Source organism: Candidatus Njordibacter sp. Uisw_058 (genome assembly GCF_047730065.1).
Classification (GTDB): Bacteria; Pseudomonadota; Gammaproteobacteria; order Pseudomonadales; family Balneatricaceae; genus Njordibacter.
Genome location: NZ_CP159829.1, coordinates 629,026 through 653,883 on the forward strand (window position 1 = coordinate 629,026; position 24,858 = coordinate 653,883).

Below are 24,858 nucleotides of genomic sequence, written 5' to 3' on the forward strand. Positions count from 1 at the left end.
AGGCCTCTTTAGGGTCAATTGAGACGGTTGAATGACCTTTGATTTTGACCACATCATACATTAGAGCTGGCTCAATAAGCTTAGAGTAGAAAATCTTTACTTATTTTGACACGGGCTAGGGGAATTATTTAGCAATGTGCTAGTCTAGATACTAAAATAATCTCATTACTGTTAAGGAAGATGCTATGAACAAAATGACGCGATTGACTCTGCAAAAGGCCACTAAGCAACTGACTCTAAACTTTGCCTTAGCTGCCGCAGGCTTGGTGCTGGCAAGCGGTGCCTGCGCCCAAACGATGTTAGTGAAAGTATTACAAAAATCAGACGACATTGTGTCACAGGTGTATCAAGAAGTGCCTGTTAAATCGTGTCGAGTGGAACAAATCCCTATCTATGGTGCGCAATCAGGAGGCAAGCAACCCTCCACGGCTGATGTTGTGGCTGGTGCAATTTTTGGTGGTTTAATGGGTAATGCAGTGGGTGGCGGCAAGGGTAAAGATGCAGCCACCTTACTTGGCGCGATTGCTGGTGCAGACCTTGCCAATAAAGGCTCCTTTAGTGGCAACAGTAAGCAAGTGATTACCGGTCAGAGACAACAAGAAGTGTGCGATGTGGTGATGCAGCAGCGCAGTGTGAACCAAGTGACGGGTTACAAAACTTACATTGAATTTGGGGGCAATGTGTGGCAAATGACCACGACAATACCCTACACTAAGGGTGAGTTTTTGAGTGTTAATGTTGACATAACCCCCGCTGAATAATGACTACTGGTTTAATGCGAGACCCAGCATCGCTGGGTCTGTGTTACCGCCAGATAATATGACTAATGTAATTTTGTCTTTTATGGCTAAGCTGCGATTTAAAATAGCGGCTAAGCCAACGCAGCCTCCGGGTTCCACCACCACTTTTAATTGCTGCATGCACATCAGCATGGCTGCCAATACGTGTTTCTCCTGCACTACTTTAGCGCCTGCCAAATAGTGCTGCATAATGGGAAAATTTAACTCACCTACCATGGGTGTCATGATGGCATCACAGATAGAAGAGGGTGGGTTTTTATTCGACAAACGCAATCCAGCAGCTATTGAGTGCGCGGCATCGTCATAACCTTCCGGTTCTGCGCCCCAAACAGTGATGTTGGGGAAGTGTTGTTTGAGTGCTGTAGCGCTGCCAGTAATTAAACCTCCTCCGCCAATGGGTCCAATGGCTTGATCTGGAGTCAAACCTAAAGCCAACAGTTGATTTGCTGCTTCTAGTCCAATAGTGCCTTGGCCAGCAATGATATCTGCATCGTTATAGGGTGGGATAAGGGTAAGGTTATGCTGAAGGGCCAGTTGCTGGCCAATCGCCTCACGATTTTCCTTATGACGGTCATATAACACCACCGTAGCACCAAGGATTTTGGTATTTGCAATTTTAATCTGTGGTGCGTCAGCGGGCATGATAATGGTAGCAGGCACATCGAAGTGCGCCGCTGCCGCTGCGACTCCCTGCGCGTGATTGCCTGAAGAATAAGCAACGACCCCTGTCAGTTGATGGGCTTGGGCAAGTTTGTTGAGCTTATTAAAAGCACCACGAAATTTAAATGAGCCGGTGCGCTGTAAGTTTTCAGCTTTAAATAACACTCGCCCTCCTAGTTGCTCATTAAGCATTGGAGATTCAAGCAGTGGGGTAATAACGGCGTGGCCTTTAATGCGCAGGCTAGCAGCAACAATGTCTTGGTAATTAATTGCGAGGTCAGTCATAACGCATGGGGCCTATTTTGTAGCTATTTAACATCAAATACTAGCATCTAATCATTCTCCTGCCAGCTAAAGTTCCTCAAAATAAAACCTGTGTTATAATAGGCGATTGCGTTTCTATTTGCCGTCGCCCTATGACCTTGACCAGCCGTCCAAAATCACGCCTTAGGTTACCACCTAATAAGCATCAGGTTAAACAAGAGTTAGCCCAAGATGTCGAGAATTTTTTAGCGCGCGGCGGCAGCGTTGAGCAGATAGGGCAGGGTGAAACAGCTTTAGTTAACGGCTGTTTTAATCAGCAGCGCGCAACAATAGCAAGCCAGGTACAGACACGCACGTTGCTGTCCTCTCAAGTTGAGGCCATAGAAAAACGTAAAGAAGAACGTCGCCAACCTAAGCCTACCCCTGTAAAAACCAATCGTCGGCCTACCAAAAAGTGGATTTATGACGACTTTGGCGAACCTTTGCGTTGGGTTTGGTCCTAGTAGTTAAACGACTAATTTAATGCCAAGTGAGCGCTTTGATGTAAGTCGTTTTTAGGGCTTAAAGCAGCATTAGGCCAATGCCGAATAGACAAAAAATCCCGCACAGTTGATGCCATAAAGTAGAGCGATCGGCAGGCTATTGGCGCGCGCAATGTGGCTACCTTTAATATTGTAATTACCTTGCATAGCAAGCAGTGTACCCGAAACTGGATTAATTGCGCTGCCCAATCCCCAAGCCGATAAAAAGGTCATAGCCAGTAGGTTGGGATCAGGCTCTAGGGTTAGCAATAAAGGTGCAATAACCGCCATAATCATAATGGAATGAATGCCCAAACGAGCCACTAGCAGGCAAAATCCGAGGGTCAAACAAGCTTCTACCGCTTCATAATGACTAAAGGGGAGCCATGGTGGCATGACCTTAAATAAGGCACCTAAGCCAATAGCAAAAACCCCAGCAGCTAAAAATAACATCATTTCGTTGTGCATGTTGGCTAAGCGGCTGCAAATGTGAAGGTGCAGTTGGTTAGCCCGACCCTCATATAGCAATACCACGACCACCAATACGGGTGCACTGATGGCAATGATTTGTGTGATAGCGAGCATGGGCCAAATTTCATGAGCGATAATCACAGCCACCGCCAATAGCGCAGGAAGAACTAGACTTCGACCTTTCAGAGGGTATCCGGTGAGCTTCACTTCTGGCTCTTGATGCAACCAATAAAGCATGACTAAGCTAATCAGCCCCATGGGAACGCCCACGCTCATTACCGTCAACATGTCCATATTTGGCACTAAGCTTAAGGTGTATGCCATAGCCGCAAAAAATGGTGACCAAAGTGCACATACTGCGAAGTTGACAGTGAGCAAACTGGCAGTGCGTGTATCTACCTGACGACGGGCGCTGAGTTTGTCTGCAATAATTAATAGCGCAGACATGTTAATGATAGCGCTAAAAAAGTGCCCCGACGCCAAAGTGCTAATAAGGCCTTTTCTGCCTGCGGGTGGTTGTCTTTTTTTACTTTGCTTAGAGGGTGTGGCAATGAGGCTTAAAAAGCTCACTGCGGCTAGCATAGCGAGCAGATTAGTATTGCTATTGATTAGTTGAAAAAATGGCGCGGAAGCACCCTCAAAGAGGCTGTAGGTTAAACCAGCTAACCCAATGCTGATCAAAACCATGGACTGTATTAAAGAACGTCGAGCGAGCAGGCTAAAAGACGCCAATGCAAAGCCCCAGAGCAATATGCCGGCAACGGGATAGAGCATTGGCAAGGCCAAGGACAAAACGCTTAAAAGCAGTCCCAAAGCCAAGCTGTAACCGCGTAATTTCTGCGTCAAGGGACTAAGTGTGTTGGGCGAATTTTATCAAGCGTCACCTTTTCTCGCTCAACTAGAGTGTGCCACATAGATTGGCTTAACATGCGTTCAAAATAGGCCGCCAAAGTGGGCCATTTTCTGTGGTCTATGGCTTCGCCAGCATGCATAAAATTAATCATTTGGCTGGTAATCGCAATATCAGCTAAAGAGCAACAATGACCAACAAAGTAGTCCTGTGTGCCCAGTTGGCTGGTAAGGTAATCCAATAGGAGTGGTATGTGGTGCTCTAGAGCTCTGCCAATAAGTTCTTCATCAGGAGTCTTGCCTGACACGGGTAGAATAATGCGTTGTCTAAAGACCGTAAAAGTGAGCCTTGGGGCAAGTTCGTAATCAGCAAACTTCTCCAGCCAGCGCATCTGAGCCCGAAGTTTTGCTGTGGAAGGAATAAGTGATGTTAATGCGTCGTGGCCTAAGGATTCGATAAGGTAATGACAGATAATGCTAGAATCAGCTTGAAACCAGTCATCTTGTTGCAGCACAGGTACTCTTTTAAAAGGGCTAATGGTGACAAAGTCATCGGGCACAGAGCCAGGCACTACAATTTTTAGTTTGTATTTAGTGTTAGAAAGGTTCAGCAAGTACATCACCTTGCGTACAAAAGGCGAGAGTGGCGCACCGTGAAGTGTAAAGGCCATATTAGAAAACCAAAAAAATAGTTAGCGCTATTGTGGCTGAGAGGGTGCGTAAACTCAAATAATTTACGAATATAGTGGTCCCTTGTAATAAATAACTAAGTGGTTGAAATAAACCCAATAATTTTTACATTAGTGCTTGACAGAAAACGGCTCAATCACTACTATGCGCACTCCAGTTTGGTACGACCAAAAGGTCAGATCAAGCGCGAATGTGTCCCGTTCGTCTAGTGGTCCAGGACACTGCCCTTTCACGGCGGTAACAGGGGTTCGAACCCCCTACGGGATACCACTTATTTTGGACTACAGTTAGAAGTCAGACGTTTGACTTAAATCCTAACCTCCAACTGTAAACTTAAAATAAGTAAAGGCAAATCACACGCCTCCAACAAGTGATATGTAGCGGGAATAGCTCAGTTGGTAGAGCACGACCTTGCCAAGGTCGGGGTCGCCGGTTCGAATCCGGTTTCCCGCTCCATTTTTAATCCTAAGAGCAATCTACTTTTAGCGGAGTTAACAAGATGAAAACAAGCCTACCAATCGTCATTATGCTAGCCACACTTTTATTACCCAGCAGCATTTATGCCGCTGGACATCAAGTCAAAATGCTAAATAGCGGCGCCGATGGTTATATGGTATTCGAACCAGCAGTCTTATCTGTGCAAATGGGCGATACTGTTACTTTTTTGGCAACCGATATGGCACATAACTCAGCGTCGATTGCAGGCATGATCCCAGAAGGTGCCAGCCCTTGGTATGGAGAAATCAGTACAGATATCACAGTGACCTTCGACCAAGCCGGCGTCTATGTATATCAGTGCACGCCGCATGCTATGATGGCCATGGTTGGAGTCATTAATGTAGGAGAAGGAAAAGGGAATTTAGCAGCTATTAAATCAGCAGCTGTGAAAAAAAGCACTGGATTTGTGGCTAATAAGGAGCGCTTAGATAATTATTTAGCCCAGCTTGACTAAATCACTCAGCAACGTAACCCATATATGAGCAACAGTTAAACTAGGAATAATTCAGTTGGGCTTTTAAAGCGAAGCAATTGTTGCAGCATAATGACAGTGATAACAGCAGACTTCTAAATATTAACTTTCGCCTTGTGTGCGCTTCATTTTTCTTGCTCTCCCCTAGGTGGGCCAAAAAAAATCCCTAATAGTCAAGCTAGATGCCCTGACTTGGCTTAAATTATTAAATACCGGCGATTACCCATCATAAGCCAATTATCGGTTGACATAATCCAGCAAAATCAATACTATCCTGCCCACTCTTTGAAGAGCTATAGCGTCCCGTTCGTCTAGTGGCCTAGGACACTGCCCTTTCACGGCGGCGACAGGGGTTCGAACCCCCTACGGGATGCCAACAAAACAGCCTCTCAAATTAGGGTCTAGGGTTAGAGTAGTAAAGGCGCGTCACATGCCTTAAAATAGTGATGTGTAGCGGGAATAGCTCAGTTGGTAGAGCACGACCTTGCCAAGGTCGGGGTCGCCGGTTCGAATCCGGTTTCCCGCTCCAAATTTAGGCCGAATGGCAGAGTGGTTATGCACCGGATTGCAAATCCGCTAACCCCGGTTCGATTCCGGGTTCGGCCTCCACTTTTATAGGGTTGTGACGAAGCGAGTCATAGACTTTCTCTTAGTTTTTTCTCATCTGCACTATTGAGCCCGAATTAAGGTTTGAGCCAACCGTTTAGGTAACCCAGTCGCTAAGCGATATCTTAATGCATCAGTTTTGATCACCACAGTTAATAAATGAACTAACCCGGCGCAAATTGAGAGTTATTTGACGCTCTGGGTGTTTAACCTTATCGATCTGACTGTATAATCCGCAGCTTAAGGAGATCTACATGTCACTATTAAATTCTTTACCTGAAAATTCTGGAATCATTATCTGCGGCCATGGCAGCCGAGCCAAAATTGCTGAAGAAGAGTTCAGCCTATTGGCAACTGGATTGCGCGCTAGGTTCCCCCAGCTCGAAGTTGAATATGGTTTTTTGGAATATTCTTCACCAAATATACACATGGCATTAGATCGTTTGATCGCAAAGGGCATTACTAACATCTATGCGGTGCCTGGTATGCTGTTTTCAGCGACCCATGCACAGAATGATATTCCCTCTGTCTTAACCACTTATATGCAGAAAAACCCTGCACTGACCATTAAATATGGCAAAGAGCTGGGCTTACATGACGAAATGATCATGGCCTTTCAACACCGAATTATGGAAGCCGTTAACCTCTCTGAAATGCCAAAACCGGGTGCTTTATACGATACCATGCTGGTAGTAGTAGGTCGGGGTACATCGGTGGCACAAGCCAATGCAGAGGTGTCTAAACTCACTCGTATTTTGGCAGAAAATATGGGCTTTGGTTGGTGTGAAACTGTGTATTCTGGCGTCACTTTTCCCTCGGTGGGTCGGGGCTTAGAGATGGCCTTAAAACTTGGCTTTAAGAAAATAGTGGTGGCTCCATATTTCCTTTTTTCAGGCAAACTAATTGGCCGAATTCATGGTTATATTGAAAAGGTCGTCGCTGATCATCCTGACGTCAGTTTTCACGTTGCAGATTATCTGCGTGATCAATCTCATGTGATTAATACCTTCGTTGAGAGAATTGAAGAAACCGTGTCACAACCTGCCGTTAACGATGGCCTAATGGAAAACTTTCAAGCAAGGCTCGCTGCTGGTGAAGTCACGGTTCACCATCATCATGCTGAGTTTAAGCCAGAAGTTGAATCGGTGGCAGAAGCTCATACCCACACTCACACTCACACTCATGGTCACACTCATGGTCACAGCCACGAGCATGCGCATGCGCATCAAAAGGAGGCTGGACACAGCCGTTCTGGTCATGGGCATACCCATGCTCCCTATCGACACATTGCTCATCCACATGGGCCCAGAACCATGATTGATGAAAATGTTTGCTGTTGCTTTATGGGACAGTTTCCTCAAGCTGTGGTGGATGAGGAACGTGCGCTTCGGTTAGCCTTAGGTAGGCCAGTGATTGATCAAATTCCTCAGTGTAAGGTGAAGTAGGGCTTTTGATAGCGTTGCCTTGTGGGGACGTGCAAAGGGGCATTAGAACAAGTATCGTGTTTTGAATCGGCGTTGTACTATTTAATTAGTGCTGCTGGCCAGAGGGATAAAAAGATTGAGTTTAGGACTCTTCACAAACAACATAGGTCAGCCAATGATGGCCTATGTTAATGTGCGTTTAAACCTGCATCAGCGATAATTTATAAGGCAAATCAGATGGTTTTAAACTAACAGCATTTAAAGCTTAAAAACCTAGGTCATGCTGTTGCGATTTTTAAACCATAATGTATAATCACGCCTCTTCTTCGGGAGACGTTCACCCTACATGCCTTGGTGGTGGAATTGGTATACACACGAGACTTAAAATCTCGCGGCTTATGGCTATGCGGGTTCAAGTCCCGCCCAAGGCACCAAGATTCCTCAGGAACCCTCCTGAAACCCCCATGATACCGGCACTTCCATCAATTTTTCTTGTGGGGTGTGTACCATGGTTGTAAACCAACCTAGTTATCTTTTTCTTCGTAATAATACTTACTACTTCTCTTGTCGTATCCCTTTGGATAAGTGGGAACAGCATCTTGTTTATATTAAACTGGTAAAGGCAGTACCCTAGGTGGTCAAAGGGCCAGCAGCTTATGCTCCTCTAAAAGGCAACTTACTATGGTTAATCCCCTTTTATGTACTGCTTTAACTAACGAGCTTAAGCTAACGTAGTTCTGTACTATATTATTAGGGAAAGTGTACTAATCTATTTGGTCCCACAGTTATAGTGCACAATAGTGATCTGTGGCGTAACTTGATCTCAAGAACACATCAAGGTGGCGAAAAGGTTAGAAATTAACAGTGGCCACCTCAACCAATAGGCTGATGATTTGCATCCGCTGCCTCACACAAAAGATCCGAGTATAAGCCTTGCTTTTTCATTACTGCATAATGTTATTATTAGGATCTATTTGATAAGCATTTACCCAATTATTCACTTAGCAACGTATACTGTTTGGTAATAGATAAAGTACAGCTAGTCGTTTTTTATGGCTAGCTTTTTGAGTAAAGACTTGGATTTATTTGTGGTTGCTCCTAGCCTAACTATTCACTAAAAAGCATTAATAAAACATGTTAAAAATAGTCAATATCTCAAAATCATTTGAAGACGGTACGGCACAACAAAAAATATTAGATCGACTCTCGTTTGTGATTGAAGCGGGTAAAAGTGTCAGTATTCGAGGGGCATCTGGATCGGGAAAATCGACTCTGTTGCATCTGCTGGCTGCCCTAGATAAACCAGATGAGGGTCAAATACTGCTGGGCGGCGTACTAAGGTCAGACACAACCAACAATATAACTAACGATATAACTGCATTGTCGGAGTCACAAGCCGATAATTACAGGATGTCGACAATTGGCATAGTGTTTCAACGATATAATTTGATAGACGTGGTATCGGTGCTCGACAACATTTATTTGCCAGCCAGACTCAATGCTATTAACGGCCGCCCAGTCGATGTAGGCTACATCGACACTATAATCGAGGCTCTGGGCGTCTCAAAGCATATCAACAAACTACCCAATCAGCTCTCGGGAGGCGAACAGCAGCGAGTTGCGATTGCCAGAGCGTTAGCGCATAAGCCTAAATTGCTGTTAGCTGACGAACCTACCGGTAACCTAGATAACAAAAACTCAGACATTGTTAGCCGCCTATTGATAGATACCTGCGCACAACTTAAAACAACACTGGTATTAGTTACCCATAGCGAAAGAGTCGCCAAACTCACCGATCAACAAGTCTTTTTGAGTGAGGGTCGTTTAGTGAGCGAGGCGAGTTAAACCCATTTTGATAAAAATCACACTTTTTTTTAAATTACTGTTGAGTAGCTACAAATCCACAAAATTTAGTGTGTTGATGCTTATCGCATCGCTTTTAATTGCTGCTTGTGGCTTATCTACCGTATTAATCGTTAATGCTAGCGCCAAACAAAGCTACGCCAGTAACAGTACTTTTTTGATCAGCAATGTTAAATATCAAGTTATCCCTAAAAATGCCCAAGCCATACTTGCCAAAAGCGATTACGCATATTTGCGCAGGCTCGGCTTTAGCCAACTTATCGCTGTCGCACAAACGTCAACTCATATCTATGCCGAGCAACAGACGCAGACACAGCTAGAGCAACAAAAAGTCTCTATGCGTCGAATAGACATTACGGGCATCGATACCATCGCGCTAATGCCTTTAATAAGCAGTGGCGCCAAGAGCGCAGGTCTTTCATCACGCCAAAGTGATCAAACCGCAATACTCACTGCTATTCCTTTTTCTATGCCTGCCGGTATTGTCCACCCCTCCCTGCTAGCGCAACTGACCGCCAATAGTGATGTATCCATTTTTGACAAGACATTAAATAATTTTTCAATTCCTTTTAATGACGGCAATGATGCTGCTAACGGCAGTAATAACAATGCCGATGTGGAGACGCCAGCGTCAATAAAAACAATCGCTTTACCCAAACTCGTTGTACTTAAAGACCCCAGTTTAGGCAATGACATGGTGACCGACATTGGCGAATTCTATCGCTTGTTTCCTGGTAGTAATTTAACGAGTTTACTGTTGGTCAGCGCAAAGGCGGGGCCAGAACTCGATGGACTCGTCAAGGATCTTAGCGCCGTTTTACCTACACATTTGCAGCTAGTTTCGTTGAGTGATGGTGCACCTCAAGGCGAGCTCACCAATAGTTTTCACATGAACTTATTGGCCATGGCTTTATTGATGTTTGTCGTGTGCTTATTCATTGTCATCAACGCTGTCAATTTACTCATCAACGCACGCATGCCTTGGTTTAAGATTTGTCGTCAACTAGGCTTCCCCCGCTACGTTATTTTTGTCAGCCAAATTATAGAAATTGTGTTAATTACTTTTGTGTCCGTCTGCGCAGGTATTTATTTAAGTATTCATTTATCTAATATCGTTGCACCAACGGTGCAGGCCACGCTTGAGGGTTTATATGGCGTAGAAATTGGGTTTGGCAACACCTCGCTCTTAAGCCTGTTTTTACAGGTATTTGGCATCAGCGTGTGCGGCAGTATTGCTGCGACCGTGGCGCCCTTTAGCTCAAGCAACCAAGCTTTACATTCAACGCAGGCGCACGATAACTTGGCGGCTAATCAAGCAAAATGGCAACGCAACTTTTGGGTGTTATGTATTCTGTTTGCGCTGCTAGCGTGCGCTATATTGTATGCTGCAACAGCGCTATGGTTATTACTCGTCGCTACCGCAACACTCATATTATCGGGCTGTAGTTTATTACTAGCTAATTATCCGCGGGTGATTGATTCAGTCTATCGGCTGATTCCGCCTCGCTTTATTATGCTACGTATTAGCACCAAACAAAGTAGCGCTTTATCAGGTAAAACTAAGGTTGCCTGCTGTGCATTTTTTATTGCTGCCACCAGCAATATAGGCATGAACTTAATGGTAGACAGCTTCAGAGGCGCAACCGTGTCGTGGCTAGAATCGCGGCTAGCGACAGATTATTATCTGTATTACGAAGGCAATGTAGATATAGCGGCAATCGGGCACGAGGCCAAAGTAGAGGTGTTTCAGCGCTTTGAAAATAATACTACCTACGAGGGTACCTTACTGCAGCAACATAGCTACCCATCCACCAAGCAGTTTAAAGACGCGATGGTATTTGATAAAGTAGACAATAAAGCTGCTGCCTGGCAAGCGTTTCAACAGACGAATGGAGTCTTCGTTAATCAGCAATTTGCGTTCGAGTATAAACTTGACATTAATGACATGATCAATGTTCCGCATCCATCGACGCAACGCTTAACGGCCTATGTCATTAAGGGTATTATTTATGATTTTGGTAATCCTTATCGGCAAATTCTGCTACCATTATCTCAATTTGATGCTGCAATCTCCAAAAGTACAATTTATGCCATCAATACAGATGCAGCGGGACTCGAACGGTTTAAAGTCGCACTAGACATACAAGGCATAGACTCGGAGAAATCTTTATTGGATGCCGCACAACTATTAGCTATATCTAAACAAACTTTTGATCGTACTTTTATTATTACTGATGGGTTAAATATAGTGACGCTGCTAGTGGCTGCGTTATCTCTCGCCTGTGCAATAGTGGTATTAATGAATGATGCTCGACCACAAAACATGCTATTGCGTAGTTTTGGTGTGTCGGCAATTAAAACCCAGCTACTTGCTCTCTTTCGGTATTTTTTACTATGCTTCATCGCTCTTATTTTTGCCACACCCTTTGGTATTTTATTGAGCTGGGTGCTTATTTATGAAATTAATCTACAGGCATTTCAATGGACTTATCCACTTCAAATCAACGCCATAAAAATTCTTCAAATTTATGCAGTTAGTTTAAGCATTGTGCTGTTAATCATCGCTATACCCATTATAAAAGCCGGTAAGCGCCCTTTGATGGAGGATATTCGATGGCTAAATTAAATAAAAAAATCGTCAGTCTCAGCCTAGCAGGTGTGTTTTTATTGGGTACTTACGTCGTTGTGACTTCGCAGATAGCCCCTAAGACTCAAGCTAACATGTCGGTTTTTGGTCGGAACGTGTACGAGCAAAATGATGATTCTAATAATGCCTTAGCGAGTAATATGGGTAAAAAAGCTGATCCAGATTACCGCATGAGTTTTCCGCAGGATCACGGCACACACGATCAATTTGATATCGAATGGTGGTATTTAACCGCTAACTTGCAAGACGAGGCTGGCGATCCCTACGGCTTGCAGTGGACATTATTTCGATTTAAAAACTCACGCCCAAGAAGCTCTCAAGCTGAAGGGAATAACTCGTCTTCGTCATTAAAGAATTCTCCTGTTATGTTAAATGAGTCGACTGTATCTTTAGATAAAAAGTGGCATAACGATCAAATATACATGGCACATGCATCCATTCACTCATTAGATACCCATTGGTTTTCTGAAAAATTTGCTCGTGGAGGGGTCGGTAATGCTGGGCTTACAGCGTTGCCACTGAACTTATTTATTGATGATTGGCAATGGCTAAATAGTGATGGCGATACAGGACTGTTTCCGTCGACACTGACCTTTAGCGCAACCGATACCTCAAAACCAAACGCAGAGGCGAGCGCTACATTTACGCTGAATCAGACGGGGCCCTTGGTGCAACATGGTGACAATGGCTTTAGTGTAAAATCGAACAGCGGCCACGCGTCTCACTATTATAGTGCGCCTTTTATCAGTATTGAAGGCGAGCTAACGCAAGCCATTGATACCGTAACGACCGCGCCTATAAAACTCAAAGGTCAGGCGTGGTTTGACAAAGAGTGGACCTCTCAATTACTCGATACTGGTACTCAAGGTTGGGATTGGTTATCACTTCATTTAGATGACGGCAACAAAATAATGGCTTTTAGAATGCGCCTAAAAAATCAAGATGATTATGTGACGGGATCATACATCACCAGCACCGGCGAACAAATCACACTGCAACCAGGCGATCTAACGCTACAGCCAGTATCTGTTAAAAAGGTGAATGGTAGGCAATTACCTTTAATCTGGAAGCTGATAATCCCCAGTAAAAAAATAGACCTAACCATATCGACATTAAAAGATAAGCAGTGGAATAACGCCGCTGTTCCCTACTATGAGGGAATGGTCAAGATTGAAGGCTCTCATGGTGGCGTCGGCTTTTTAGAATTGACCGGTTACTGAATATAAATACATCGCAACTGCATCAATAGTTTTTTGATCTTTACGTGCTTACCTCTTACCCCTTAATTTTTACGTACTAGTTTTACGTACTAGTTTTGCATACTAGCTTTTAAACATTATTTTTGAATCACTACCGTGAGCACTTGCATTGAAATATGACCCAACAGAAAAAGATTTATGGTTTTTACTCTTGGGGGTAACTGGCCAAATAGGTATGAACATCAATCTTTATGGGCATAACGGGCAATGGCAGATGATTGATTGTGGCGTTAGATTCTTTACCAATCATCCGTGATTCCCTTCTCCCTTTTCTCTATTGCTTCTTGTAAAGCATTCAAGGCTTCTCCTGCATCGGAATCAAGCTGGAATTTTTATATAAACTTGCCGTATTGCAATATGAAGTAATATTTCTCCAAACTCCCCTAGAGAACCATACTTTAGTTTCACCCTGCTATATCCAGGTACCCACCTTAATTAGCTACACCCCCCTGATCTACCAAACAGCCCAGCTGACACCAAAGGCTAATCAGGATATAACCACCATCAAAAGTACCCATACGAGGCTCATACAGCCTTTCTAAGGAAGACTAATATACCAACCTAAGCCTGTGTATTGGTGATATAAATCAACCTCTTAGGGTGCTTGCAGGCCCTCATATGGTTCATCAGAATCTCTCGGGTTATCAATGGGTTAGGTCAGTAACAATACACTCATCCCTCGAGTCCTACTGGGCCATCTGAGACCCAGATCTATCCTGTCGGTTATGCCATCAATTACGCTTAAACAGCCTCTGTACTGGCCCATTATGACACGCTGAATGAGTTGACAGTTAGAAGTCTTGCCTTGTGTGAGATCATGCAGTTATCACTGGAGTGAGGTGGTGTGAGGAGTCTATGGGATTAGGTGTTTGACAGACCTGTAAACCACAGGTGTGAACCACAATGATCCTCTTGATCAGCTTGAGAGTCACGGATATAGTTAAACCTGCTTGTATTTGGGGCTTCTGGCTCTTCCATTAGGAATCGGACTAAAGGCAATACGCGCCCAAGGCACCAGTTACAAGATCGACATGATCTGTCATTAAAAACCCTAAGACGTCCTGTAACAACTCGTCTTTTTAAAGATCACGATGCATTGCGGTGACTAAGGTAAACCGTTCGTTAAGGCTATCCACTAAAGCTTGAGTGATTGCAACCGATCTGTGTTGGCCGCCAGTGCATCCTATTGCAACGGTCAAAAACGTTTTTCCAGCCGCCGCATGTAATGGAATCCATTTCTCCATCAAGGTTGAGATGCTCTCTACCGTCTCAAGGGCTTTAGGTTGCTCAAGCACATACTCGGAGACTGACGTATCTAAGCCTGTTTGAGACCTTAATTCTAATTCATAGTAAGGGTTGGCCAAAAACCGCACATCAAACACAAAATCGGCATCCAATGGCACACCATTTTTAAACCCAAAACTCATAACATTGACCATAAGGTCAAGGCTAACATCTCGATGCAAAACCATCTGTCCGATGCGGTTTCGCAATTCATGGGTTTTCATCAGTGAAGTGTCTAATACAAAAGTAGATCGAGCCTTAATTTCTGCCAAAAGAACACGTTCTGCAGCTATAGATTCATATAAGCTGTCACCTTCATGAATGGGGTGGCGACGGCGTGTTTCTGAATACCGACGCACTAAGACGTCATCAACGCAATCTAAGAATAGGATACGATGTGCCGCATCTTCGTTTTGTAAGTCATCCACGGTGGCTAGAAACTTTGAGAAAAAACCACGCCCGCGCACATCCACCGCAACTGCAAGACGTTGTTCAGATGTCGTTGTTATGTCGTTCAATTGTGTCAAGTTAGGCAACAAAGCTAGGGGCAAATTGTCTATACAAAAAAAGTCGAGGTCTTCTAAAACCTTCATTACTTCTGCTCTTCCTGCCCCTGATATGCCCGTGACAAATAGAATGGATTTTTTCAACTTATAATTCTCCTTATAACTTTTTAGTTGAGTCGTCCTCATAGTTCTAAAATAAAAAGTATTATTTATTTTAGGGTATTAATTGAATAAGTGGGTGGTTGGCAGCCTGTTTTAGCCACCAGTTGCCTTAGCACTGTGTCATGGTCTCTATGTTGAAACTCTGCGGCATATAGACCTCCTTGAACGAGTAAGGTATCCCAACCAGCAGCCTGTCCGCCTGCTATGTCATGTTTTAGACTATCTCCAACCATCAACAGCCGCTTTGCTCCAAGTGTCTGTTGTAGACCTTCGAAAATCACTCGGTGAGGCTTGCCATAAAACACAACTCGGCCACCGCGTTTGGCGTATGCGTGGGCCAAGGCGCCAGGTGACGTCACCAGCTGGGCACCTGCACGAGGGCTTAAAAGATCTGGGTTTGAGCAATAGATGGGCAGCTTTGCAGACCATGCTTGATCTAACATATCTTGCCATTGGCGTGTACTGTGCCCATCAGGCAAACCCATGAGTAAAACCGCTTCAGCAGTGTTAGCTGAATCTTCAAATTGGATGTCTAAGCCCTGCGCCCATTTAATGGCATCATCAGGGCGACTCTCTACAGGGAAAAAACGTCGCTCAATAATAGTCCCGGTCAAAATATCATGCCACAATGCTTCACCGCTGGTCATAATCACGTCGAACAAAGAGTCTGCAAACCCCATACTCGATATGCGGGCTGCATTAGATGCGCTGCGCTTTCCTGAATTGGATAGCACGGCTAGGCGTGAACCAGAATAGGCAAGATTAGTGAGGCACTCTATAGCGCCGGTATAGGGGCTGGTTCCATCATGCAGCACTCCATACTGATCTAAAACGATGGCATCATAGTTTGATGCTACTTGTGAAATTCGATCTAGTATTTGTGTCATGTCTGTTTATTGCACACCCATAAAGCAGTAAAAATAAGCAATCATTATCTATCTGGATATGTTTTAGAACACTTCTAACCTTGCAAAATAGCTTCAATATTAGAGTGTGGAAACCCTAAAAAATAGAGTAAAGAGGACAGGAATCCCGATTCCTAAGTGTCAAAGCCTAGTATAAAAATACTCCCCTGTCACTAAATAAAACCCTTAGCCAAAAACAGGGTCTAGCAAAAATATGTTGTATGGATTTTTATGGGCACTACGAAAATGATAAGTTGATCTTCAGTACTATTTAGTATTATATAAATAGGTACACAACTAAGAACGTAATTTAGGGAGAGTTAAGATGGCGTTAAAAAAGATAAAAAATAAATGTCTAAAACAAATTCTATCAAAGGTAGCTGCGGTAGCTTTATTTTCTGCAGCAGCTTCTTTGGTTTCAGCTCAGGATGCGTCCTCGAAGCTTGATGCATGGTTGATGGAAAATGCGCTTGGACCCCATGCAACCGGGCAAGAAAATTGGGAAGGTATCGTTGCCGCAGCTAAAGAGGAGGGTGAGGTTTCAGTTTATACGGCCTCAGGTCGCATTGCGAAATTGGTCGACCATTTTCAAGCCCTTTATCCTGGAATTACGCTAACAGTCTATGATCTTGGGTCTGTTAAAACCATTGAAAAAACGGTTCGGGAACAAGATGCTGGTATTTTTACAGCTGATGTTGTCACCACAGGTAACTCTGGCCAAGTCATACATGAACTCTTGGGCAAACATCGCATTTTCAATTATGTACCTGCTCATTTTGTCGATCGAATTCCGCTTGAGAATCGTGAACCTCTACTGATTCGTGTGAACGAAGCCATGACCTTTTTCTATAATGCAGAATCTAATCCTAATGGATCACCCATCAGCAACGTGTGGGAACTTACGCAAGAGAAATATCGGGGTCGCGTGGGCATTAAAAACCCAATGTCATCAGGATCCTCACTCATGGGACTGGCAACCTTGGTGCAAAATCCAGAACAAATGGCTGCGGCTTACAAACGCTTGATGGGCGAGGATATTGTTCTAAGTGATGGTGTGCAAGATGCTGGTTATGAGTTCGTAAAGCGCATGCTTGATAATGATATCGTGATCTATAAGTCGGGTTCAAAGCTCGCTGATGCTGCCGGTAAGGCAGGTCAAGATGATGCCATGATTGCTATGAGTAACATGACTTATATAGCGCGCAATGATTCAAAAGGTAATGTAAACGCCATCGTGTCTGATCTTGATCCGGTTTCACGCTTAGTCTACCCAAACTTTATGTCGATTGGTGCGCATGCACCGAATCCCAATGCGGCAAAAGTTTTAATTGCTTATTTGCTGGGTAATCCTGATCTAAATTTGGATGCAAAATTAGAGAAACCCTATCTTGAAGGAGCAAGCTTTGATTTGCTTCAAGGTTTGGCGCCCTACCACGATGCAGGCTCAGTGAGCCCCCGCAGCGATGTGCCTCTGCCCCAAGGTGGTGAGATTTGGGACGAGATGGTAGGTTGGAATGTTTCAGCTGATTTTATGTGGGAGCAAGGTCCGCGCCTGCGTGATTTTTGGATGATACACTCAAGCCAATAAAGGGGCTCTTCAATGGGACAAATACTACTCAAGGGAATCGTAAAGTCCTATGGTAAAGAGTTGGTTGTAAAAAACCTCGACCTGACTGTTCAACCAGATGAATTTCTAACTATTTTAGGTCCATCTGGGTGTGGTAAAACCACTACCCTGCGCATGATCGCAGGGTTAGAGGAGCCAGATCAGGGGACTATTCAACTTGGTGATAGGGTCGTGTTCTCGCGCAATGACGGGGTAGTGATACCTCCCGAAGCGCGTGGCCTTGGCTTAATTTTTCAAAGCTATGCTTTGTGGCCGCACATGACTGTGGCCAAGAACATTACCCTAGCCTTGAAAGAACAAAAAATATCTAAAAGTGACATCGCCAAAAGATTAGAAACAGCCTTAGAACAGGTGCAATTGACCGGTTACGCCGAACGCTACCCGTCTGAGTTATCAGGAGGTCAGCAACAAAGAGTAGCGGTGGCGCGACTCATTGCTCTGCGACCCTCGCTTTTATTGATGGACGAACCCCTTTCTAATCTTGATGCCAAATTACGCACAGAAATGCGTGCAAGTCTCAAGCGTTTGCATCGTGATTTAGGGGCGACAACGGTTTATGTAACGCATGATCAAATTGAGGCCTTAACCCTTTCGGATCGTATTATTATTATGAATGAGGGGCAAATTATGCAACAAGGCTCCCCTTATGATATTTATCATCATCCAGCTAATATCTTCGTAGCTGAATTTATTGGTGACCCAGGAATTAACTTATTTAAAGGAAGTATTGCCAATGGAGTACTCGATTGTGGCGCTATTTCCATCCCTCTCCCTGACACGTTAACTGAACGCAGTGGTAGTCTGATTGCTGGCATAAGACCAGAAAAAATAAGCGTATCTGAAACTGCCCAAGCGGGTTGGCAAGAAGTTAGAACAGAAATTTTGCAGCCTACGGGTGCGAATACAATCATAGAAGTGAAGGTAGGGGATACCCCCATAACCTTGCTTCAATCTGGCTTCATGACCTTACCAGAGGGTACCCCACTGTGGATTGATTTCGAAGCAGAAGCACTGAGCTTTTTTGACATAGATACGCAGAATAATTTGCGTAACGAGGCGCATTAACGCCATGTTAAAAGCCTCTATCCAAAGTGGTAAACCAGCCTTTTGGTCTTGGCGTGGTCTGTCTTATCAGGTCTATCGGCTAAAAAATCGGCCTGAGTTAGTGATTGGTGTTTTGGCACTTGGCTTTCTAAGTTTTGTTGTGCTGGTGCCATTGCTGCAAATTATCCAAGATGCATTAACATTTCAAAGCTATGATCTTGCCTATGAGCCAGACGGGGTCGTGGGTAGTTTTACTTTATTTCACCTAGACCGCGTCTTTAACCAGCCTATTTCAGCTGCTTTATTTTATAAGCCGTTGATCAATAGTCTTATCATGGGCTTTGCAGTGACGGTCATTGCTCTAATTGTTGGCTTTAGTCTTGCTTGGTTAATGGTTCGAACTAATGTTCACTTTAAGGGTGTGTTTGGAGCAATGTTGGTGTTTCCATACATGATGCCATCTTGGGTGATGGCCATTGCTTGGCTGAGTTTGTTTAAAAATGACCGCATTGGTGGATCTGAAGGCTTACTAACCTATATGACCGGTGTGCAAGCCCCTGACTGGGTTGCATATGGCATTGTTCCCATCGTGATCACCTTGGCGATGCATTACTATGCCTACGCATATTTACTGATTTCTGGCGCATTGGCTACCGTGGATAGTGAGTTAGAGGAGGCTGGTGCCACCAGTGGCATGGGTAAATGGAAGCGCATATGGGTTATTACGATGCCTTTATTGATGCCCGCAATTGGTTCTGCCATAGTACTCACGTTTATCCGTATTTTAGGAACATTTGGAACCCCAGCATTGCTCGGTCTGCCGGTTCGTTTCTTTACCTTTTCTACGCAAATTTATGCATCAATTAACGCCCGCAACCAAGGCGACGCTTTTGTGTTGGCGCTGGTTTTAATTATTTTAGCCATTTCTTTTATCTGGATTAATAGCCGTATTATTGGCGTACGCAAAAGCTACGTGACAATGACAGGCAAGGGTTTTCGCAAGAGTGAAAGTGATCTGGGTAAAATGCGCTGGCCGTTAACAATTTTGGTGATTTTATTTCTCTGCATAACTGTAGCATTACCCCTTATTCTTTTACTGTGGGAATCTTTAACGCTAATTCCAGGTGATTATAGCTTAGCAAATCTAACGACTTATTTTTGGAATGGCCAGGGCAACGTTAATCTAGCCTACGGGGAACCGGGAATTATCCACAACAAAGGCATTCTAGAGGCTTTGTTTAATTCCATAAAGTTGGGTTTCGCTGCTGCATTATTTAACGGGGTGTTAGGTCTTTTAGTTGGATACGCTGTGGTTCGGGGGCGCGGTGCGCGTTTGTCAAAATGGCTAGAGTCGATTGCTTTTGCGCCATATATATTCCCTTCCATTGCCTTAGGTGCAATTTATATTGGCATGTTTTCAACCAGTATTGGTCCCGTTCCTGCACTCTATGGAACATTTACGATTTTAGTATTGATTACGGTGATTAAAAACTTACCCTTCACCTCACGCACAGGCATTGCTGCAATTTTACAAATCCATCAATCGCTAGAGGAAGCCGCTCGAGTGCAAGGTATTGGTTGGTTCAGGCGCATGTTTAGAATTATTATTCCCCTGTCCATGAGTGGATTGGTAGCGGGCATGTTGCTCACATTTATTACCGCGATGCGGGAATTATCTTTGATTATTTTGTTAATCTCACCCGGCAACATGGTTCTGACAGGGTTAATATTTAGTTATCAAGAACAGGACATGGCTCAGCATTCTAGTGCTGTGACTCTAATGTTAGTACTACTTATTATTATCATTAGTGTGATCGTGCGTCTCATTACGCGTAAGGCGGGTGTTGGAAGACTTAACGCAACCTAGTCAAAAGACAGTTCAAAGGATGAATGTTGGCAGCTTAAGAATTGGGGACTAATGTTGTTAACTGCATCCCAGCAGTGAAACTCAATAGGCCAAAATCGAACGGATATATTTTCTGCTTCTGGGATGTTTAAGTAGCGCAGTTACGGGAATAAGTGGCTGGCTAAATAGATCCGCCTTCGACCATGTAGTTATTAGCAGAGCACATGAATGCATCATCGGAAGCTAAAAAAATGACCATTCTAACAACGTAAATAGGCTCAATTAAATCGGGTAAACATTGCCTTTGCCGCTGACTCTCAAGGGCCTCTGGTGTGGCCCATAAATCTTTCTGTCGGTCAGTCATGATCCATCCAGGAACGACGGTGTTGACCCGAATGCGGTGTTGTCCTAAATCTCTTGCCATCGTTCTTGTGAGTCCATGCACGGCAGCTTTAGACGTAGCGTAAGCGGGGAAACCGCCCCCTGTTTCATGCCAACTGTTAGAGCCCATATTGATGATAGAGCCGCCGCCTGCAGCGATCATGCCTGGAGCCACACATTGAATAGCAAAAAATTGATGCCTTAGATTAGTTTGTAAGCGCTCATCCCAGTAGGCGGGTGTGACATCTTGCCAGTTATGGCGATCATCATTGGCCGCATTATTTACCAGCACTGTCGCTGGTCCAAGGCGGGACGCTAACTTAGTCAGTGCCGCTTGCAGGGCGTCAATGTTGGTCAGGTCACAAATTTCATGGGTGATGTTAACCGCAGTATCAGACAAAGCTTGGCTATTAGACTCATGCAAATCTACAAAGCCTACGTTTGCGCCTTGGGCGGCAAAGCCGCGCACTAATTCAAACCCAATACCCGATGCACCGCCGGTAATAAAAACTGTTTTACCCTTAAGACTTGGGTATGTGGCAAATGTTGCTTGATCCATTGAGTATCCCTTTTTTTGACTGGGCGCTGATTATTATGGGGTTGGTTGATGTAGGTTTAAACGTTTTAAATAATCTCAAACCAAGGCCATAGCGGATCAATCCCATACATGTAAAAGTGTTGACGCTGCAGCAGAGTGAGCCAACCTTGCCTAACCTAATCAAAGGCTTCGCTGTGGGTCGTGATTTGGGCCTCAAAAACCGCACTGACAAAGTACCACACTTTTGCTTTTAGTGAATTAAAGGTGGCTAATGCGCAACTAGTTAAGCAGATAAAAACCAAGTAAATCAAGAACCAAGTAAAGCAAAAATCAACTCGTTATTATTTAAGGGTCACAACTAAAAAAATTTATCAGCTTACAGGGATTTAATTCATTCAACATAGGGATTTGAGTAGTGATCAATTTGGGTCAACAACAGGCGTAAATGAAATTCCATTTGGTGGTAATCCCCCTGCATATGGCAACACAGCTGATAAAAAGCCTTGTTGTGGTCTTTCTCTTTTAAGTGAGCTAATTCATGCACTACCAGCATCCGTAGAAACGGTTCAGGCATTATTTTTAAGCGAGAGGATATGCGGATTTCATGTTTGGCTTTAGTTTTACTTCCTTGAACCCTAGACACAAAAGAGTGCAGCCCTAAGGCTTGGTGGCTCAAACTTATTTTGTCGTCAAAAAGGATTTTGGACAGAGGGTTAGACTTACGTAAATACTGGTTTTTGATCGACATGGTGTAATCATACAAAGCTTTGTCTGTTCTTACTTCATGAGCTTTAGGATAGCGTTTAAGTAGGAATTCTTTAAGCTTATTGTCATTCAGTAAACCCGATACTTGGTCCTGTATCTTGGGTTCATAACCTGAGAGGTAGTTGAGTGTATGCATAATTATTAGCTGGGATTTTTATTCAAAAGTTGAAGTGGCTCTCGGGTCTAATCAATTCAGCTCCCACAAATAGCCAGTCAAACTAATTAACGATCTTTCTCATTAATTACTATTTTAAATTGTGTTTTAAATTTGCTTATATTCCGAGCTACACAATCAACTATTTTTGACTCACTTTCAAGTAAAAACCATCTTTTGAGGATTATGCGACCCGTGCATTGACACTGTGTTAATGGAGTGTTGATAGAGTATTAATGATGTGTTGATGGTTAATAATGAAGTTCAGCGCACGCCCATTAGATGGTTCTTGTGATCGCCTAATGACTGTTTTGTGAGAAGCATAGTGATTCATTATGAAGGCTAGATTCAAAGCGCATAAAGCTTAAAAATGATGTTTTAAACTTTGATAAAGTTGTTGGTACTTCAAGTGTTGTTTAGAGTAATAGCTGGACATGATTGCATCGGGTTTTATTATGTACTTTACTTTAGGAGCAACACACACTTGCCCAGCAGGCATAGAATTCAAGCCAATCTTAGCAAGTCGAGCAGCGCCGTATGCTGGGCCAACTTCTCCACCATGCCCATAAACTAGGTTTCTATTCAATACACTGGCTAATATTTTACCCCATAGTTGGCTCACTGAGCCCCCACCGATGACAGATACCGTGTCAATTTGTGTCCCTGCTGTGAGCATGGCCTGTTGGGCATCAGCAAAAGCGAAAGCAATGCCTTCAAGTACCGCCCGGCCTAACTCGGCTGGGTCAGTATTATGGCCTAAGCCAAAGAAAACCCCCTGCGCATTTGGGTTGTTATGCGGTGTGCGTTCACCCGATAAATAGGGCAGGAAAGTGACTTGTGAAGGCTTTGAAAAGTCGAGTTTTTCAATCTCAGATAGTAAACTCGCTTCATCTTTGTAGCCGGTGAGTTGAGTCACCCAACTGAGGCAGCTTGCGGCACTTAAAATCACTGCCATTTGGTGCCACGTATGGTCTATGCAGTGACAAAAGGTATGCACAGCATTCTCAGGGTTCGGGCGATAACTGTCGTTAGCGACAAAGTATACGCCAGAGGTACCGAGAGATAAAAAGGCTTGGTTTGGATTAATCACCCCAATGCCTGCAGCACCAGCAGCGTTATCACCGCCGCCAGCGATCACAGGTACCGCTTGCAAGCCCCATTTTTTTGCCACATGCGCATCAAGTTGACCTGTTATTTGAGTGCCTTCATAAAGCTTAGGCATCTGCTCTTCAGTCAGTCCAGTTGCCTTAAGCATAGTGGGAGACCATGTCCTATTTTGTACGTCTAGCCAAAGCGTACCTGAGCTATCAGACATATCAGAAGCAAAGTCACCGGTCATCAAAAACCTTAAGTAATCTTTAGGGAGTAATACTTTGGCGACCTTGGCAAAATTATGGGGCTCATGCTCCCGCAACCAGGCTAACTTTGGTGCGGTAAAACCAGGCATCGGAATATTTCCTGTTATGGCTCGAGTGCGGGGCTCTTTGATCTCTATTGCCTTACACTGAGCTTCGCTGCGGCCATCGTTCCACAAAATAGCGGGTCGAATAATATTGTTTTGCGCGCCTAGTAGGGTTGCACCGTGCATTTGTCCAGCTAAGCCAATGGCCTTAACAGATTTGAGAGCTGCGGCATTAGTCTCTTGCAGAGCATGCATGGCTATATGTGTTGCTTGCCACCAAGCTGCAGGATCTTGCTCAGACCAAAGTGCATGGGGCCGACTCACTTCTAATTCCGATGAAGCTTGTGCGATCAACTGATCCTCATCATCAAGGATAATAACCTTCACGCAAGAAGTGCCTAAATCAATGCCTAAATACATATTAACAGTCGCAGGTGTTTAGTGTGGGCTAATGCGCTGCAAAAGTGGTCAATTAAGCCTCGCAAACCAAAGTCGCCGTCTATGCCTTTGTGGGTGTTGCCACGGGTGCAATAAATAGCCATGGATACCATACTTTTCACTCACTTCCATTAAGGGTTCGTGATATTCTAGCATTGATTCCAACCCACATATTATTTAAACCCACATCGAGAAATTCATGGCCATAGGCGCGACCATTTACAAGGCAAACTTAAATTTATCCAACCTTAATAGTCACCATTACGCAGATTATAGCCTGACCATAGCTAAGCACCCCTCTGAAAATGAATATCGTCTCATGTGCCGCTTAATTGCCTTTTTACATGCTGCACATGAGGATTTAGAACTCACTAAAGGCATTAGTTCCGCAGAAGAACCCGATCTTTGGCAACGAGATTTAACGGGTAATATTGTGCATTGGATTGAACTAGGCATGCCCGATGAAAAACGTATTCGTCAAGCAAGCGGGAAAGCGCAACAGGTGTCTATTTATACTTATCAGGATAATAAGGCTGACCTATGGTTAGAGAAAAACCGAACGAGCTTATCAACAAATAAAAAGGTTAAGGTTTTTCATATCAGCATAGAAGGTGAAGTGGCCCTTGAAAAATTATTGCTTAAAACGATAAATTTGAGTTGTATTATAGAAGAAGAGCAAATGCATCTAAGTGATGCTGAGCGCCATATAACAGTGCATATTACGCAAAGCTTTTAATCGCCAACAGAGCAAGGTGCTGCAGGCAGACCAAGTAATAAAAAGG

The 24,858-nt window shown here is 44.0% G+C and carries 19 protein-coding genes, 6 tRNA genes and 1 pseudogene; 17 read left to right on the plus strand and 9 right to left on the minus strand.

Going from position 1 to position 24,858, the window contains the following annotated elements:
* The first annotated feature begins 185 nt into the window (after positions 1–185).
* Positions 186–761 (plus strand): glycine zipper 2TM domain-containing protein, encoded by a 576-nt coding sequence (locus tag ABXT59_RS02905; protein ID WP_443637583.1) that lies wholly within the window; start codon positions 186–188, stop codon positions 759–761.
* 3 nt (positions 762–764) lie between these two features.
* Here the strand turns inward: ABXT59_RS02905 and ABXT59_RS02910 are convergent, their stop codons facing one another.
* The gene (locus ABXT59_RS02910; protein WP_443637584.1) at positions 765–1,745 is read right to left on the minus strand and encodes a threonine ammonia-lyase; all 981 of its coding nucleotides are present in this window, start codon (positions 1,743–1,745) and stop codon (positions 765–767) included.
* Positions 1,746–1,876: 131 nt separating this feature from the next.
* Here ABXT59_RS02910 and ABXT59_RS02915 point away from each other — a divergent pair, with 131 nt between their 5' ends.
* Positions 1,877–2,227, plus strand: coding sequence for a hypothetical protein (locus tag ABXT59_RS02915; RefSeq protein WP_443637585.1), 351 nt, complete (start codon positions 1,877–1,879; stop codon positions 2,225–2,227).
* 69 nt (positions 2,228–2,296) lie between these two features.
* Here the strand turns inward: ABXT59_RS02915 and ABXT59_RS02920 are convergent, their stop codons facing one another.
* Together ABXT59_RS02920 and ABXT59_RS02925 are read right to left on the minus strand one after the other, a co-directional pair.
* Positions 2,297–3,490, minus strand: coding sequence for a hypothetical protein (locus tag ABXT59_RS02920; protein WP_443637586.1), 1,194 nt, complete (start codon positions 3,488–3,490; stop codon positions 2,297–2,299).
* Between the two features lie 68 nt (positions 3,491–3,558).
* The gene (locus ABXT59_RS02925) at positions 3,559–4,236 is read right to left on the minus strand and encodes a glutathione S-transferase family protein (RefSeq protein WP_443637587.1); all 678 of its coding nucleotides are present in this window, start codon (positions 4,234–4,236) and stop codon (positions 3,559–3,561) included.
* A 213-nt stretch (positions 4,237–4,449) separates the two neighbouring features.
* On the opposite strand from ABXT59_RS02925, the gene ABXT59_RS02930 reads away from it, so the two are divergent.
* The 11 genes and pseudogenes from ABXT59_RS02930 (at position 4,450) to ABXT59_RS02980 (ending at position 12,985) form a co-directional block, all read left to right on the plus strand.
* Positions 4,450–4,525, plus strand: a tRNA-Glu gene (locus tag ABXT59_RS02930).
* A 110-nt stretch (positions 4,526–4,635) separates the two neighbouring features.
* Positions 4,636–4,711: transfer RNA gene (locus tag ABXT59_RS02935), tRNA-Gly, on the plus strand.
* A gap of 43 nt (positions 4,712–4,754) precedes the next feature.
* The gene (locus ABXT59_RS02940; RefSeq protein WP_443637588.1) at positions 4,755–5,207 is read left to right on the plus strand and encodes a pseudoazurin; all 453 of its coding nucleotides are present in this window, start codon (positions 4,755–4,757) and stop codon (positions 5,205–5,207) included.
* Positions 5,208–5,525: 318 nt separating this feature from the next.
* Positions 5,526–5,601: transfer RNA gene (locus ABXT59_RS02945), tRNA-Glu, on the plus strand.
* Between the two features lie 77 nt (positions 5,602–5,678).
* Positions 5,679–5,754 (plus strand) — tRNA-Gly (locus ABXT59_RS02950).
* Positions 5,755–5,760: 6 nt separating this feature from the next.
* A tRNA-Cys gene (locus tag ABXT59_RS02955) sits at positions 5,761–5,834 on the plus strand.
* A gap of 251 nt (positions 5,835–6,085) precedes the next feature.
* Positions 6,086–7,276 carry a sirohydrochlorin chelatase gene (locus ABXT59_RS02960; protein WP_443637590.1) on the plus strand — a complete coding sequence of 397 codons (1,191 nt, stop codon included), beginning with the start codon at positions 6,086–6,088 and terminating at the stop codon, positions 7,274–7,276.
* 327 nt (positions 7,277–7,603) lie between these two features.
* Positions 7,604–7,689: transfer RNA gene (locus ABXT59_RS02965), tRNA-Leu, on the plus strand.
* A 700-nt stretch (positions 7,690–8,389) separates the two neighbouring features.
* Positions 8,390–8,947: pseudogene (locus ABXT59_RS02970) on the plus strand (ABC transporter ATP-binding protein); the annotation flags it as partial.
* A 229-nt stretch (positions 8,948–9,176) separates the two neighbouring features.
* Positions 9,177–11,744, plus strand: a complete 2,568-nt coding sequence (locus ABXT59_RS02975) for an FtsX-like permease family protein (protein ID WP_443637591.1) — start codon at positions 9,177–9,179, stop codon at positions 11,742–11,744.
* The gene (locus ABXT59_RS02980; protein WP_443637593.1) at positions 11,732–12,985 is read left to right on the plus strand and encodes a lipocalin-like domain-containing protein; all 1,254 of its coding nucleotides are present in this window, start codon (positions 11,732–11,734) and stop codon (positions 12,983–12,985) included. Before ABXT59_RS02975 ends, ABXT59_RS02980 begins: the two co-directional genes overlap by 13 nt.
* Before the next feature lie 1,118 nt (positions 12,986–14,103).
* On the opposite strand, the gene rapZ is transcribed toward ABXT59_RS02980, so the two are convergent.
* Together rapZ and ABXT59_RS02990 are read right to left on the minus strand one after the other, a co-directional pair.
* Entirely contained in the window at positions 14,104–14,958 is an 855-nt protein-coding gene (rapZ, locus tag ABXT59_RS02985; protein ID WP_443637594.1) for an RNase adapter RapZ, read from the minus strand.
* Between the two features lie 65 nt (positions 14,959–15,023).
* Complete coding sequence (locus ABXT59_RS02990) at positions 15,024–15,863, minus strand: TIGR01459 family HAD-type hydrolase (RefSeq protein ID WP_443637595.1); 840 nt, start codon at positions 15,861–15,863, stop codon at positions 15,024–15,026.
* 343 nt (positions 15,864–16,206) lie between these two features.
* Here ABXT59_RS02990 and ABXT59_RS02995 point away from each other — a divergent pair, with 343 nt between their 5' ends.
* Genes ABXT59_RS02995 through ABXT59_RS03005 form a run of 3 tightly spaced genes read left to right on the plus strand, consistent with a single transcriptional unit; the run spans position 16,207 to position 20,419 of the window.
* Positions 16,207–17,469, plus strand: coding sequence for an ABC transporter substrate-binding protein (locus ABXT59_RS02995; RefSeq protein ID WP_443637596.1), 1,263 nt, complete (start codon positions 16,207–16,209; stop codon positions 17,467–17,469).
* A gap of 12 nt (positions 17,470–17,481) precedes the next feature.
* Positions 17,482–18,573: an ABC transporter ATP-binding protein gene (locus ABXT59_RS03000; RefSeq protein ID WP_443637597.1), complete on the plus strand. Its 1,092-nt coding sequence runs from the start codon at positions 17,482–17,484 to the stop codon at positions 18,571–18,573.
* Positions 18,574–18,577: 4 nt separating this feature from the next.
* Entirely contained in the window at positions 18,578–20,419 is a 1,842-nt protein-coding gene (locus ABXT59_RS03005) for an ABC transporter permease (protein ID WP_443637598.1), read from the plus strand.
* Positions 20,420–20,579: 160 nt separating this feature from the next.
* Here ABXT59_RS03005 and ABXT59_RS03010 read toward each other — a convergent pair whose 3' ends face one another.
* The 4 genes from ABXT59_RS03010 to ABXT59_RS03025 all read right to left on the minus strand — a co-directional run bounded on the left by ABXT59_RS03010 (position 20,580) and on the right by ABXT59_RS03025 (position 24,198).
* A complete protein-coding gene (locus tag ABXT59_RS03010; protein WP_443637600.1) occupies positions 20,580–21,338 on the minus strand; it encodes an SDR family NAD(P)-dependent oxidoreductase in 759 nt (252 codons plus the stop codon).
* Between the two features lie 370 nt (positions 21,339–21,708).
* Complete coding sequence (locus tag ABXT59_RS03015) at positions 21,709–22,218, minus strand: YgjP-like metallopeptidase domain-containing protein (RefSeq protein WP_443637601.1); 510 nt, start codon at positions 22,216–22,218, stop codon at positions 21,709–21,711.
* A gap of 382 nt (positions 22,219–22,600) precedes the next feature.
* Positions 22,601–24,025, minus strand: a complete 1,425-nt coding sequence (gene xylB / locus ABXT59_RS03020) for a xylulokinase (RefSeq protein WP_443637602.1) — start codon at positions 24,023–24,025, stop codon at positions 22,601–22,603.
* A 23-nt stretch (positions 24,026–24,048) separates the two neighbouring features.
* Entirely contained in the window at positions 24,049–24,198 is a 150-nt protein-coding gene (locus ABXT59_RS03025; protein WP_443637604.1) for a hypothetical protein, read from the minus strand.
* 77 nt (positions 24,199–24,275) lie between these two features.
* Between ABXT59_RS03025 and ABXT59_RS03030 the strand changes: the two genes are divergently transcribed.
* Entirely contained in the window at positions 24,276–24,812 is a 537-nt protein-coding gene (locus ABXT59_RS03030; protein ID WP_443637605.1) for a YaeQ family protein, read from the plus strand.
* Positions 24,813–24,858 lie beyond the last annotated feature (46 nt).

Bases quoted from the DNA above. Each gene is read 5' to 3' on its own strand.
- ABXT59_RS02915 (WP_443637585.1), top strand. From the start codon at position 1,877: ATGACCTTGACCAGCCGTCCAAAATCACGCCTTAGGTTACCACCTAAT.
- ABXT59_RS02960 (WP_443637590.1), top strand. From the start codon at position 6,086: ATGTCACTATTAAATTCTTTACCTGAAAATTCTGGAATCATTATCTGC.
- ABXT59_RS02925 (WP_443637587.1), bottom strand. From the start codon at position 4,236: ATGGCCTTTACACTTCACGGTGCGCCACTCTCGCCTTTTGTACGCAAG.
- ABXT59_RS03030 (WP_443637605.1), top strand. From the start codon at position 24,276: ATGGCCATAGGCGCGACCATTTACAAGGCAAACTTAAATTTATCCAAC.
- ABXT59_RS03000 (WP_443637597.1), top strand. From the start codon at position 17,482: ATGGGACAAATACTACTCAAGGGAATCGTAAAGTCCTATGGTAAAGAG.
- ABXT59_RS02980 (WP_443637593.1), top strand. From the start codon at position 11,732: ATGGCTAAATTAAATAAAAAAATCGTCAGTCTCAGCCTAGCAGGTGTG.
- ABXT59_RS02940 (WP_443637588.1), top strand. From the start codon at position 4,755: ATGAAAACAAGCCTACCAATCGTCATTATGCTAGCCACACTTTTATTA.
- ABXT59_RS02990 (WP_443637595.1), bottom strand. From the start codon at position 15,863: ATGACACAAATACTAGATCGAATTTCACAAGTAGCATCAAACTATGAT.
- ABXT59_RS02995 (WP_443637596.1), top strand. From the start codon at position 16,207: ATGGCGTTAAAAAAGATAAAAAATAAATGTCTAAAACAAATTCTATCA.
- ABXT59_RS03005 (WP_443637598.1), top strand. From the start codon at position 18,578: ATGTTAAAAGCCTCTATCCAAAGTGGTAAACCAGCCTTTTGGTCTTGG.
- ABXT59_RS03010 (WP_443637600.1), bottom strand. From the start codon at position 21,338: ATGGATCAAGCAACATTTGCCACATACCCAAGTCTTAAGGGTAAAACA.
- ABXT59_RS02920 (WP_443637586.1), bottom strand. From the start codon at position 3,490: ATGCTCTATCCCGTTGCCGGCATATTGCTCTGGGGCTTTGCATTGGCG.
- ABXT59_RS02905 (WP_443637583.1), top strand. From the start codon at position 186: ATGAACAAAATGACGCGATTGACTCTGCAAAAGGCCACTAAGCAACTG.
- ABXT59_RS03015 (WP_443637601.1), bottom strand. From the start codon at position 22,218: ATGCATACACTCAACTACCTCTCAGGTTATGAACCCAAGATACAGGAC.
- ABXT59_RS02910 (WP_443637584.1), bottom strand. From the start codon at position 1,745: ATGACTGACCTCGCAATTAATTACCAAGACATTGTTGCTGCTAGCCTG.
- ABXT59_RS02975 (WP_443637591.1), top strand. From the start codon at position 9,177: ATGCTTATCGCATCGCTTTTAATTGCTGCTTGTGGCTTATCTACCGTA.